This window comes from Lutibacter maritimus, assembly GCF_900116115.1.
Lineage (GTDB): Bacteria > Bacteroidota > Bacteroidia > Flavobacteriales > Flavobacteriaceae > Lutibacter > Lutibacter maritimus.
In genome coordinates this window covers 1-13,482 of sequence record NZ_FOZP01000010.1, presented here as the reverse complement: position 1 = coordinate 13,482, position 13,482 = coordinate 1, and the positions used below count along the sequence as shown (strand labels likewise).

13 protein-coding genes are annotated in these 13,482 nt (G+C 28.3%); 12 read left to right on the top strand and 1 reads right to left on the bottom strand.

What is annotated here, in order from left to right:
- The first annotated feature begins 10 nt into the window (after positions 1 to 10).
- The 3 genes from BM335_RS14505 (at position 11) to BM335_RS14495 (ending at position 3,458) form a co-directional block, all read left to right on the top strand.
- A complete protein-coding gene (locus BM335_RS14505; RefSeq protein WP_090230035.1) occupies positions 11 to 1,276 on the top strand; it encodes an ABC transporter ATP-binding protein in 1,266 nt (421 codons plus the stop codon).
- Between the two features lie 42 nt (positions 1,277 to 1,318).
- A complete protein-coding gene (locus tag BM335_RS14500; RefSeq protein ID WP_177219222.1) occupies positions 1,319 to 2,527 on the top strand; it encodes a TDP-N-acetylfucosamine:lipid II N-acetylfucosaminyltransferase family protein in 1,209 nt (402 codons plus the stop codon).
- A gap of 61 nt (positions 2,528 to 2,588) precedes the next feature.
- A complete protein-coding gene (locus BM335_RS14495; RefSeq protein WP_090230028.1) occupies positions 2,589 to 3,458 on the top strand; it encodes a cation diffusion facilitator family transporter in 870 nt (289 codons plus the stop codon).
- Between the two features lie 794 nt (positions 3,459 to 4,252).
- On the opposite strand, the gene BM335_RS14490 is transcribed toward BM335_RS14495, so the two are convergent.
- Complete coding sequence (locus BM335_RS14490) at positions 4,253 to 4,636, bottom strand: HU family DNA-binding protein (RefSeq protein WP_090230025.1); 384 nt, start codon at positions 4,634 to 4,636, stop codon at positions 4,253 to 4,255.
- Positions 4,637 to 5,276: 640 nt separating this feature from the next.
- Between BM335_RS14490 and BM335_RS14485 the strand changes: the two genes are divergently transcribed.
- From BM335_RS14485 to BM335_RS14445, 9 genes are read left to right on the top strand one after another with little or no spacing between them, the layout of a single operon-like run.
- Positions 5,277 to 6,239, top strand: a complete 963-nt coding sequence (locus BM335_RS14485; RefSeq protein ID WP_090230392.1) for a glycosyltransferase family 2 protein — start codon at positions 5,277 to 5,279, stop codon at positions 6,237 to 6,239.
- Positions 6,240 to 6,242: 3 nt separating this feature from the next.
- Positions 6,243 to 7,076 carry a glycosyltransferase family 2 protein gene (locus BM335_RS14480; RefSeq protein WP_090230021.1) on the top strand — a complete coding sequence of 278 codons (834 nt, stop codon included), beginning with the start codon at positions 6,243 to 6,245 and terminating at the stop codon, positions 7,074 to 7,076.
- Positions 7,077 to 7,109: 33 nt separating this feature from the next.
- Complete coding sequence (locus BM335_RS14475; RefSeq protein ID WP_090230018.1) at positions 7,110 to 7,961, top strand: glycosyltransferase; 852 nt, start codon at positions 7,110 to 7,112, stop codon at positions 7,959 to 7,961.
- The gene (locus BM335_RS14470; RefSeq protein WP_090230013.1) at positions 7,961 to 8,863 is read left to right on the top strand and encodes a glycosyltransferase family A protein; all 903 of its coding nucleotides are present in this window, start codon (positions 7,961 to 7,963) and stop codon (positions 8,861 to 8,863) included. Before BM335_RS14475 ends, BM335_RS14470 begins: the two co-directional genes overlap by 1 nt.
- A complete protein-coding gene (locus BM335_RS14465; RefSeq protein ID WP_090230009.1) occupies positions 8,860 to 9,774 on the top strand; it encodes a glycosyltransferase in 915 nt (304 codons plus the stop codon). The genes BM335_RS14470 and BM335_RS14465 overlap by 4 nt, the downstream gene beginning before the upstream one ends.
- 12 nt (positions 9,775 to 9,786) lie before the next feature.
- Positions 9,787 to 10,731, top strand: a complete 945-nt coding sequence (locus tag BM335_RS14460; RefSeq protein WP_090230006.1) for a glycosyltransferase family 2 protein — start codon at positions 9,787 to 9,789, stop codon at positions 10,729 to 10,731.
- A gap of 2 nt (positions 10,732 to 10,733) precedes the next feature.
- Complete coding sequence (locus tag BM335_RS14455; protein WP_090230002.1) at positions 10,734 to 11,750, top strand: glycosyltransferase family A protein; 1,017 nt, start codon at positions 10,734 to 10,736, stop codon at positions 11,748 to 11,750.
- A 12-nt stretch (positions 11,751 to 11,762) separates the two neighbouring features.
- Positions 11,763 to 12,674, top strand: a complete 912-nt coding sequence (locus BM335_RS14450; protein ID WP_090229999.1) for a glycosyltransferase family 2 protein — start codon at positions 11,763 to 11,765, stop codon at positions 12,672 to 12,674.
- A 17-nt stretch (positions 12,675 to 12,691) separates the two neighbouring features.
- Positions 12,692 to 13,363, top strand: coding sequence for an acylneuraminate cytidylyltransferase family protein (locus tag BM335_RS14445; RefSeq protein ID WP_317041045.1), 672 nt, complete (start codon positions 12,692 to 12,694; stop codon positions 13,361 to 13,363).
- Positions 13,364 to 13,482: the final 119 nt, after the last annotated feature.

Below are 13,482 nucleotides of genomic sequence, written 5' to 3'. Positions count from 1 at the left end.
AGCGATTGAAATGAGCGAGATAATTTTAAAAATAGAAAACCTAAGTAAACAATACCGTTTGGGTACGGTGGGCACAGGTACGTTAAGTCACGACCTTAACCGATGGTGGCATAAAGTACGTGGGTTAGAAGATCCTTTTTTAAAAATAGGCGATGTAAATGACCGAGCAACAAAAGGTAGTTCAGATTATGTATGGGCTTTAAAAGACATTAATTTTGAAGTACAAAAAGGCGAAGTATTGGGTATTATTGGCAAAAATGGTGCAGGAAAATCAACCTTATTAAAAATACTATCCAAAGTAACAGGTCCGTCAACCGGAAGCATTAAAAGCAACGGACGTATTGCTAGTTTGTTAGAAGTAGGTACAGGATTTCACCCAGAATTAACAGGTAGAGAAAACATTTATTTAAATGGCGCAATTTTAGGAATGACCAAAGCCGAAATTAACGCTAAAATTGATGAAATTGTTTCTTTTTCAGGTTGCGAACGTTATATTGATACTCCTGTTAAACGCTATAGCAGTGGTATGACAGTGCGTTTGGCTTTTTCTGTAGCCGCACATTTAGAGCCTGATATTTTGGTAATAGATGAAGTATTGGCTGTGGGTGATGCTGAGTTTCAAAAGAAAGCCATTGGTAAAATGCAGGATATTAGCAAAGGCGAGGGGCGTACCGTGTTATTTGTAAGTCATAATATGGCAGCTGTAAAGAGTTTGTGTACCAGAGGGATTGTGTTAGAACAAGGGTGTATTGCAATGGATGGAAATGTTGAAAGTGCTGTAAGTTATTATTTGGGTGGTAAGGGTATTGATATGCTTAATAAGGTTGTTTTTGATAAAGAATTCAATAAAGAAATATTTCATTTACATGGGATAAAATTAAAAAATGTAGGAAGTAGTGAAAATGAACCAATTGTGGAAGATAAAGAAATTGAATTAATTACTGACATATCTTTTAAAACCAAAGATTTTCATAGGTTTAGTTTAACATATCATATGGTTAATGAACTTGGAGAGGTAATGTTTTCTTTTTTTGACAAGCATAATAAATTAAAATTAGCTCAAGGTAAGAACGAAATAAAATGCATTATCCCAAAATCTTTTTTACAATCAGGAAATTTTTCATTAACTCTTTTTATTGTTGAAGATAAAAGAAGGTCTATTTTTTCAGAAAGAGATATTGTTCAATTTACAGTTGTAAATGGGCACAGAGATTTGGGGGTATATATGGGTAGAGAACCTGGCTACATTACACCAACATTTATTTGGAAAAGTTAATTAGGTTTATAGATTTTATAAATAATATTTAAGTAGATTAAATTGGAAATTTTACATGTTTTTAACGATGATAAATTTATTGATCCTGCAATAAAATTAATTGAATCAGTTTATCCTAATAGCTCTTTATACTTCATAATTCAATCAAATGAGAGTCCATTTAAATATGTTAAATCTCCTTTAGGAAAACCTTTAATTTTGAAAGGAAGTGAAGATGAAATAAATTTTGTTAAATTTATTCATGATAACAAAATAAAGGTTGTTTTTTTTCATGCTTTAGATTTTAAAAAGCAACACCTTGTTAATTTGTTAAAAGATGAAATTTTAAAAGTTTGGTTTATTTGGGGGTACGATTTGTATTATAATTGGCCTTTATTTAAAAAGAATATATTTGAAAAAGAAACCAAGAAATATTTAAATATTAATTTCAACACAAAGGAAAAAATAATTTATAATACATTTTCTTTATTTCTTTTTAAAAATTTATACAAACTAGAGAATGTATTACCAAATAAAATAATAAGGATTTTAAAAAATAAATATGATACAGCTTTTTATAAAGCAGTTAAAAAAATAGATATTGTTGTTCCTGTAGTACCAACTGAGTATAAATTAGTGAGAAAAATTGATGATAATAATGTTTATGGGCCTTTTACCTATGGATGTATAGAAGATATTTTAAATGATAAAATTAATGATAATGTTTTAGATGCTAGGAATATTTTAATTGGAAATTCAGGTGACCCTTCAAATAATCATTTAGATATATTTAAAAAATTAAATGAACTTGGTATTCATGATAGAAAAATAATTGTACCATTAAGTTATGCCGGTTCTAAAGATTATATAGCACATGTAATAGAAATTGGGAAACGTTATTTTGGTGAAAATTTTATTCCATTAGTAAATTTTATGCCATTAAAAGAGTATAATCAATTAGTTTCAAGTTGTGGTTTTGTAGTTTTTAATCATGTACGTCAACAAGCAGTTGCTAATATAATTGCCATGAGTTATATGGGAGCTAAAATATTTTTGAATGAAAAAAGCCCTGTGTATGAATATTATAAAAGTATTGGAATTAATTTAAAAGGTATAAAACAAATTAATAAAAATACATTAATTACAAATTTAACTTTAGATGAATTTAAAAGGAATCAACGAATATTGTTTGATATTTATTCAAGGGATGCAGTACAAAATAAGATTAAAATACTTTTAAATGTTGTTAATCAACAAATAACGTCAAAGTAAATAAAGTTAGTATAACCTTTTACCTCATCAAAAACAACTTGAACACAACCCAATAAATCAAATGACCAACGAACAAACCGCTATAAAAACTACCTACTTTAGTATTATTGGCAATACTTCTTTAGCTTTAATAAAAGGCTTCGCCGGAGTTTTTGGAAATTCGTATGCGCTTATTGCCGATGCTATTGAATCTACCACCGATATTTTTTCATCGCTATTGGTGCTGTTTGGTTTAAAATATGCCAAACGCCCCGCAGACGATAATCATCCTTACGGACACGGAAAAATTGAACCGCTCATCACTTTTTTAGTAGTGGCCTTTTTAGTGCTATCGGCTAGTATTATTGCTCATGAAAGCATCCAAAATATTAAAACACCGCATAAAGTTCCTGAACCTTGGACTTTAATTGTGCTTGGGTGTATTATTTTATGGAAAGAAATCTCTTATAGAATAGTTATTAAAAAAAGTAAAGAAACACACAGTTCTTCCCTAAAAGCCGATGCTTGGCATCATAGAAGTGATGCCATAACATCAGTAATGGCATTTATCGGAATTTCTATCGCCTTAATTTTTGGTAAAGGCTTTGAAACCGCTGATGATTGGGCGGCTTTGTTTGCAGCAGTTTTTATTTTGTACAATAGTTACCTTATTTTTAGACCAGCTTTAGGGGAGATTATGGATGAGCATTTGTATGATGACCTTTTAGAGGAAATCCGATTGCAAGCTGTAAAAGTGCAAGGTGTTTTAGGAACCGAAAAATGTTTTATCCGTAAGGCAGGAATGAAATACCACGTTGATTTGCATGCAATAGTTGACGGAGCAATTTCCGTTAAGGAAGGGCACGATATTGCACATAATTTAAAAGACTTTTTACGAAGTGAAATACCAAATTTAGGACACGTATTAGTTCATATAGAGCCAAATGAATAAAAGGAATTTGACTCTTTAAAACCAACAGCCCCAGTCAAGCTGAGGGTGACGTTGTTTCGTCATTTCCTTGCATCCGTCATTCTCGCGTAAGCGGGAATCTTTCACTTTATAGTTGCAGACCCCCAGTCAAGCTGAGGGTGACGTTCTTTCGTCATTCCCTTGCGTCCGTCATTCTCGCGTAAGCGGGAATCTTTCACTCTGTAGTTGCAGACCCCCAGTCAAGCTGAGGGTGACGCACCGTCATTCCCTTGCGTCCGTCATTCTCGCGTAAGCGGGAATCTTATAGTTAAAATGAAAAGCCTCTTGTCATTTCGAACGATAGCGAGAAATCCCATTATTTTGAGCCTTTTTATGCGATTCCTCCGTTGTCGGAATGACATGAATGAACGTCACTTCGAGTGGTTTTTTGACATGAAATGGAAAAAAATTGTATCGAGAAGTTTTCCTTACTGGTTCTCGATACATTTCAATTCCGCCGAGCTACATTGAAACACTCGAACTGACGGTGTTTTATTGTCGTCACTTCGAGTGGTTTTTTGAAATGAAATGGAAAAAAATTGTATCGAGAAGTATCGGTTAAAAAAATCATACTAATAAAAAAAATATTTATTAGTATAGTTATTCAAAAAGATACTAATAAACTTAGAGCTTTATTAGTATAAATTGGTTGTATTATACTAATAAATTAAAATTTTATACTATTAAATTTTTGGTATAAAAAGCATAAAAAAAATCCCGAACTGAATTAACAGTTCGGGATTGTATCCAAATTAGTATTAAACTAAATAATTAGCTTACCCACCAATGGTTTTAAACTTCACAATTTCTAGCATATCTCTTAATTTAGCCCCAGGTCTAAAATTTAAATGTGCTTTTTTAACCGTGTTAGCACTTACTTCTTCAGGTGTAATTTCACCTTTTGAGGTAACACCTACTTGTAAATTTCCAAGTCCACCTAATTGCACAATTTTACCCTGTTTTAATTCATCCATAATATTATGCTCTAATGCACGAAGCACCGCATAGCAGTCCGATTCACGCACTGTACATTGGTTAGACACTAGATATGCCAAGCGTTCAAAATCTATAACACCTTGCGATATTGCTTTCGCATAATATTTGTTTTCCGCGTTAACGTCTTGCGGATTTCTTCTTTCTAAGGCCTTAATACAAACCATTAAAATATATAATTTATTTTGTACAACTTTGAAAAAGGTAGTTGTACCGACACCTTCTTTTAAATTTTACGCATTAAAATACACTGTTACGTTTGGTAACTAAATCCACTACGTTTTTAGTGGTATTCGCTTAAAAATACTTTAAGAGTGTTTAAAAATTAAATTATGTCATAAAACTAGCTTTACTAAAATTTTTGTTAAAACTTTAGGTAGGCTAAAAGAAGAATTGTAGATTTGTAGAACAAATTTAAAAAATCTAATGCTTCTTTTAGCATTACCATCTCAATCAGGTCTTAAAGCTCCAACTTTAAGACTTTTTGTTTTATAGCACCTAATTTGGTACTAGTAAGAAAATAGCACTTTGCTATTTTCTGGTTCTTAAACAGTAATTGTTGTTACTATTTAGTTTGTAAAAATACCAAATATTTAAACCCTTAGCATTTTTTTTGGCTATTAGTTAATAACATTTTATTGTTGAAAAGTTGAAAAAAAGTAAATTTTAGTAGTTTATAGCGCATTTGTGTTGTTATAGTTTTAACACTCAAGTTTAATTCCTATTTTTACCTTTTAATTAAATGAGCAACAACCAACTGTCACATCGAGCGCAGTCGAGATGCAACAACCAACAACCAACAACCAAATGAACACCCCATTAGTATCTATTATAATCCCTACCTACAACCGCGCCCATTTAATTGGCGAAACGTTGGATAGTGTGTTGGCACAAACCTATACCCATTGGGAGTGTATTGTGGTAGATGATGGTAGTACCGATGGTACGGAGGAAGTATTAAAAATGTTTGTTGACAAGGATGACCGGATACAATACCATCTTAGACCCAAGGACAGACCAAAAGGCGCCAATGCATGTAGAAATTATGGTTTTGAATTAAGTAAAGGGGAGTATATCAATTGGTTTGATGATGATGATGTGATGTTACCTGATTTTATAAAATTGAAGAAGGATGCTTTTACTTCATCTATTGATTTAGTTATTTGTTCAGGATTTTTGGTGGATAGTGATTTGGAACATAAAAATGCCATTATTTTAAATGAAAAGCCTGATTTATATAAAGAGTATGTGTTGTGGCGTTTAAGAATAATTACAGGCTGTGTCTTATTTAAAAGATCATTTTTAAAAAATAAAGAATTATATTGTCATATAATTAAAAGAGGGCAAGAATCAGAATTATTTTCAAGGTTGTTTTTTAAGTTACCTGAAAATTCTTTTAAAATAATTAATGAGCCATTATTTTTATACCGGCAACATGTAAATACAAAATCTACAAAAAACTTAGCTTATGTTAAAGAGTATAAAGAGTCTGAAACTATAATTGCTTTTGAAAATTTAAAGAAGAGTATAGTAATTAATGATTGTGAATTAACAAATTACTTATATAAATTTTTAATAAATATTTTTTTCAGAGGCATAGAGAATAATCATTTAAGCAATTCAAAAAAAATTTTATCGAATCTTTTATCTGTTGTTCATAAAAAAAACTTTCAATTAGCATTAAAACTTTTTATTTTTTGTAATTTTTTTTTATTTATAAATAGAGGGAGTTACCGAATTGAAAAAAATATTAAGAAATATAAATTTTAATAAGTGAAAGTATTTATTTCAATAATTGTTCCATGCTACAATCAAGCTCAATTTTTAGATGAGGCATTGCAGTCTGTTTTAGCACAAACCTATACCAATTGGGAATGTATTATAGTGAATGATGGAAGCCCTGATAATACTGAAGAAATAGCATTGGCTTGGTGTTATAAATATAAACGCTTCAAATATATTAAAACTAAAAACAAAGGGGTTTCACACGCTAGAAATACAGGAATTGAAAGTGCTATTGGAGAATATATTTTACCTTTAGATGCAGATGATAAAATAGGGGCACAATATTTAGAATTGGCAATAGAAGCATTTAAGACAGATGACTCTCTAAAAGTGGTATATTGTGAAGCTGAAAAATTTGGTGATGAGATTGGATATTGGAATTTAGAACCATATTCATTTAAGAAGTTGTGCCATAGAAATGTTATTTTTTGCACAGCATTATTTAAAAAAAGAGATTGGATATTTGTTGGGGGGTATGATGAAAGTATGTATTTAGGTTGGGAGGATTGGGATTTTTGGATATCTATTTTAAAAAATGGAGGTACCGTAAAACGGTTAAGTTATATTGGTTTTTATTATAGAATAAAAAAAGAATCTAGGAGTAAAAATTTAAATAAAAATACTGAAGAAAAAATTTATAAGTATCTATCCTTAAAGCATGTGGAAGTGTTATTAAATCAATTTGGTTCATTTCACAAATTGAAAAATGAAATTGAAATAATAAATTATAGATATTCAAAAAGTTTAAAAAGTAGGAAATTTGCAATTAATATTTTTTGTAAAAATTTTTTTGGTATATATATGTTTAAAAATTTTAGATAATTTAACAATTTTAAAATCTACTCGTACTACCTAATGTTATCAATTATTATATGCTCAAGGACTAAAGAAATTAAAAATGAACTTTTTGAAAATATAAAAAGCACAATTGGATGTGATTATGAATTAATAATTATTGATAACTCAAATAATTTATATTCAATTTTTGAAGCATATAATTATGGAATAAAAAAGAGTAAACGTGATATTTGTTGTTTTATGCATGATGATATTTTAATACATACTGCAAATTGGGGAATATTAGTAGAATCTATTTTTAAAAATAATTCAGAATTAGGATTGTTAGGGGTTGCAGGAGCAAAAGTTAAGAGTAAAATGCCTTCTGCTTGGTGGGATTGCGATTCAGTAGATAAAATGGGAAATATAATTCAACATTTTCCAGATGGTAGAGTTAAAAGGCTGAATTATGGTTTTATTGATAATGTTTTGCAAGAGGCAGTTGTAATAGATGGTATTTTTATGGTGATGCGTAAAATTGATGGTTTACAATTTTCTGAAAGTTTAAAAGGTTACCATAATTATGATTTAAATATATCTATTGAGGTAATAAAAAGAAATTATAAAATTAAAATTACAAATGAGATACTTATTGAGCATTTTTCACTCGGAAATTTAAACTCAGAATGGGTAATTTCTTCTTATAATTTATATAAAACCTATGAAAACTTCCTTCCTTTAAAACTTTATAATACCACTTATAACAAATCTTTAGAAGTAAAAAATGCGAAAAAGTTTATTAATTTATGTTTTCAATATAACCAGGTTAAGTTGATAAAGGAGTTTTGGTATAAATTATTTTTGTTGAATCCTTTTATTAAAACTCATTTCAAATATTTACTTAAATATATTAATTTAAAATTCTTCTAATGCTTGCAATAGTAATACCATTTTTTAAATTAATATACTTTAATGATACATTAAAATCATTAGCGAATCAAACAGATAAACGTTTTAAAGTATATATTGGCGATGATGCAAGTCCTGAAAATCCGTTAGATTTATTAGAACACTATAAAGGTACATTTGATTTTGAGTATAAAAGGTTTGAAACAAATTTAGGCGGTCTTTCATTAACAAAGCAATGGGAGCGTTGTATTGAAATGATTGATAATGAAGAATGGATTATGCTATTAGGAGATGATGATTATTTAGATGAAAATGTTGTAGCATCTTGGTACTATAATTTTAAAAATTTTGAAAGCAAAACTAGTGTAGTACGCTTTGCAACTATTGTTGTTAATGAAAAAACTAATAGAATAAGTAAAATTCATAAACATCCAATTTGGGAAAGTAGCATTGATTCATTTTGGAGAAGATATGAAGGAAAGACTAGAAGTACTTTATCGGAATATATATTTTCCAAAAATAAGTATTTAGAATTTGGTTTTAGAAACTATCCATTAGCTTGGCATAGTGATGATATGGCTTGGTTAGTCTTTACAAATGCAGGTAATATATTTACGATTAATGAAAGTGTTGTATTCTATAGGTTTTCTGAGATAAGCTTATCTGGAAAAAAAATGAACCAAAATTTAAAAGACAAGGCTTCTTATTTATTTTATAAAGATATAATTGAGCAATTTTTAACTGAATTTGATTTAAATAAAAAATTAGATTTAATCTTAGAATATGAAATTACGATTAAAAAAATTAATATTTTAAGTAATAATGATTGGTATTATATTTTAAAATTATATATGAAATATTTTAAATTAATACCATTTTTAAAATTTGTTAGAAGATTTTTAATTGATTTTAATAAAAAATGAACAAATTAATATTAATAGCAATAGTAATTCCATATTATAAGTTTTCTTATTTTAATGAAACCCTAAAATCACTTGCTGTACAAACAGATAAACGTTTTAAAGTTTATATTGGTGATGATGCAAGTACAGAAAGTTGTACCAACTTATTACATAATTACAAAGGAAAAATAGATTTTGAATATAAAAAGTTTAATACTAATTTAGGGAAAATATCATTAGTAAAGCATTGGGAACGTTGTTTAGATTTAGTTAATGATGAGGATTATATCATGATATTAGGAGATGATGATGTTTTAAGTGATAATGTAATAGAAATGTTTTACAATAATTTAGAAAATATAAAAAAATATTCTAATGTAGTTAGATTTTCTAGTTGTAATATTAATGATAAAGGTCAAATTATTTCTAAGATTTTTAAAAATCCAATTATTGAAAATTCTGTTAATTTCTTTTTTAGAGAACGAAGGTCATCATTAAGTGAATATATATTTAATAAAAATAAGATTAAGGAAATAGGTTTAAGAGATTTTCCACTAGCTTGGTGTACTGATATTTTAGCTGTTTTAGAAGTTTCCAATTTTGGAAATGTATATTCAATAAATGAATCTATTGTTTTTATAAGAATTTCTAAAAATAGTATTTCAGGAGGTCTTGAAAACAATAAACAAAAGAAAGTCGCTGCTTTTAAATTTTTAAATTATCTAATTACCAAAAAACATAGCTTTTTTAATTTAACTCAAAAAAATAATATTCTAGACGAAATTGAGAGATTATATTTAAATGATAAAAAAAATATTAAATTGTTCTTTGAAATTTCGAATCTTTTATTAACTAAATTTTTGTTTAAAAGGTATTATTTTTTTTTAAAATCTATTATATTAAAGTATCAAAATAAAATTGCACAAACTTAATATTGTTGGAGTATGGTAATAAGTAAAGATTTTTTAGTAACAGTCATTATTCCTACATTTAATAGAGTAAACTTAATTAAAGAAACACTTGATTCTGTATTAAATCAAACCTATAAAAATTGGGAATGTATTATTATAGATGATAGATCAACAGATGGTACCTTAGATGTTTTAAGATATTACCAAAAAAAAGATGATAGGTTTAAAATAATAATTAAACCTATACAATTTATGCAGAGTGCTAGTATTTCAAGAAATATTGGTTTAAACAATGCACAAGGTGATTACATTCAATTTTTAGATTCTGATGATTTATTGGCTGCTAATAAAATAGAAAGCCAAATTAATTTACTAAAAAATGAAGATTCATTATCTATTGCAACGTGTAAATGGGGTAAATTTAATTCTTCGCCAGCTTCAAGTCAACTTTATGAGAGTAAAGAAGATTATAAAGATTTTAATTCACTAAAAGAATATTTTGATTTAATTGGAATTATTGGTGGTTTTTTTCCACCTCATAATTTTCTGTTAAGCAAAGCATTAATTAACAAGTCAGGATATTGGAATGAAAATTTAATTATGAATGATGATGGAGAATTCTTTTTCAGAATATTTATGAATGCAGAAAAAATCATTTTTGATAAGAATACTCATGTTTGGTACAGAACCCATTCTAATGATAATATAAGTTTATTAAATTCCATTGAAAAAGCAAATTCACTTTTAAATAGTTGGAAATTGATAGAACTCATGTTTTTAATAAAATATAATGAGATTAGTTCAAATTACGTTAGCAAAAAAAAGGAAGCTGTTTATAATGAATTAAAAAAAACATACCCAATTTTAATAAGTAAAAATAAGCTTTTCTTTAAAGAGCAAATTAAAAATGATAATTTTATGCTGCGCCTAAAAAAAATAAAAAAGCGATTTGAACATAAATTGAGTAAGTATAAATAATTATGCGCATAGGCAACCATCCATATAAAGATAAGGAGTTAGATACAACAAAGTATACACACCAAATAATTGTGCCAGTATACATACCTAATGAAGATGGCTATTTTAAAGATGCTTTTAAAATATTTAATTATTGTTTGCAGTCTTTAATTACTACAGTGCATTCGCAAACATTTATTACCATAGTTAATAATGGCAGTAATTTAAAAGTTATAAATTATTTAAATGAATTACTTTATCAACAAAAAATACATGAACTAATACATACAGAAAATATAGGAAAGTTAAATGCTATTTTAAAAGGACTGGCAGGAAATAATATTGATTTAGTAACTATAACAGATGCCGATGTACTTTTTAAACCCAATTGGCAACAAGAAACATATAAGGTATTTAATACGTTTACTAAAGCAGGCGTTGTAGGGTTAATACCACAATTTAAAATGTTTGAACTATATTGTGGGAATGTGTTGTTTGACACTTTTTTTTCTAAAAAAGTTCAATTCACAAAAGTGAAAAGCAAAGATGAATTGGCTCAATTCTATAAAAGTATAGGTTGGGAACCCAATTATAATCCAAATTATTTACAACAGAATTTAAGTATTACGCATACACAATGTACGGCTATTATTGGCGCTGGTCATGTGGTTGCAACCTATAAAAAGGAATTGTTTGAAACTATTAAAACATATATTGGCGCTAAAATGGGGGCAAATTCTGAGGGCTATTTAGATAAAGCACCTTTGTATAAAGGATTATGGCGCTTAACAACTGAAAAAAATATGGCTTACCATATGGGTAATGTTGTAGAACCTTGGATGGAAGAGGTAAGCACTGCGCCAACTGAAAAAGCTATTGAAATACCACTGTTAAATACGTATAAAAGCAAAAAAAATATATCATCATTTCTCTTTTTTATAAAAAACAGATTGTTTGGGAAACTTTTTTCAAACAGTCATTTTAAAAAGTTGTATTATAGGTACAAAAAGTTACCAAAAGAAATGATTCAAAACTATTGAGGTTCTTATAAAATGAAAACTTTTTCAATACTTATTACTACAAAAAACAGGATAGAAGCGTTAAAAATAACGCTTCAAAAAATACATCATTTAATTGATAGACCTGATGTTGAATGTATTATTTGTAATGATGGGTCTACAGATGAAACATCAAAATACATTAAAGAATTCTATCCCAACATTCAATTAATTGAACATACAATAAGTAAAGGCTTAATTGCAAGCAGAAATAAGTTGTTAAATTTAACAAAAGCTAATTATGCTATTTCTTTAGATGATGATGCACATATTGTAAGTGATGAACCACTTAAAATAATAGAATCTTTTTTTCAAAATAATCCAAAATGTGGCGTACTTGCTTGTAGAATATTTTGGGGTTTAATATTGCCAAATGATTGGTGCATTAACGAAAATGAAACTAAAGTAAGAAGTTTTGTTGGTTGTGGTCATGTGTGGAATATGAAAGCATGGCATGAAATTCCTAATTATCCTGCTTGGTTTGTGTTTTATGGCGAAGAAGATTTTGCTGCTTTTCAGTTATTTAAAAATGGGTGGGAGGTACATTATGTACCTGAAATATTAGTACATCATAGGGTTAATGTTAAAGCACGAAAAAAGGACAAAGATTATCAACTAAGGCTAAGGCGTTCATTACGTTCTGGTTGGTATTTATATTTATTGTTTTATCCATTACAATTAATACCAAAAAAATTGGTATATTCTTTATTGATGCAAATCAAATTAAAAGTCTTTAAAGGCGATTTTAAAGCATTGTTGGCAATTATCCAGGCGTTGTTTGATGTAATTTGGAATATACCAAAACTTTATAAAAATGCCAATAGATTAACGATGATAGAATTTGAACAATTTATGAAATTGAATGAAACTAAATTGTATTGGGAACCCAATGAAAATGAAAATTAAAGTATATTTACATCACCGTGAATAATATAAAAAATATAGTAATAATACCAGCAAGAGGTGGTTCTAAAAGATTACCAAATAAGAATGTTAAACTATTAGGTGGTATTCCATTAATAGTGCACAGCATTCAGTATGCGAAAGAAAATTGTATCCATGCAAAAATTGTTGTAACAACTGATAACAAACAGCTTAAAGACATTGCGTTGCAACACGGTGTTGAAGTAATTGATAGACCCGCAGCATTATCAGGAGATGATTGTACAACGGTCTCAGCTTTACAGCACGTTTTAGAAACTAGCACTGAAACTTTTGATACTGTAACTTTATTACAACCTACAAATCCGTTACGCCCAAAAAACCTATTTAAAGAAGCTTTTTTAAAAATGGCTGAAGGGAATTATGAAAGCTTAATGACTGTAAGTAGAAACGAACAAAAATTTGGAAAAATTATTGATGGTAGGTTTGTTCCATACAATTATACAATAGGACAACGCAGTCAGGATTTAGAGCCTTTGTATTTTGAAAATGGCTTGCTATATATTACAAAAGCATCATTAATATTAGAAGGTAAAATAGTTGGAGAAAACAATTTTCCGTTTATAGTGAATCATCCTTTTGCAAATGTTGATATTGATACCATAGAAGATTTAGAGCATGCAGAGTATATAATAAATCGTCACTTCGAGTGATTATACGAGCGACGCGGAGTATAATCGTATCGAGAAGTGGTTTGGAGTAGTAAAGGTTCTCGATACAATTTTAACACGAATTTCATTCGTATTAAAACCACTCGAACTGACGTTGTGTA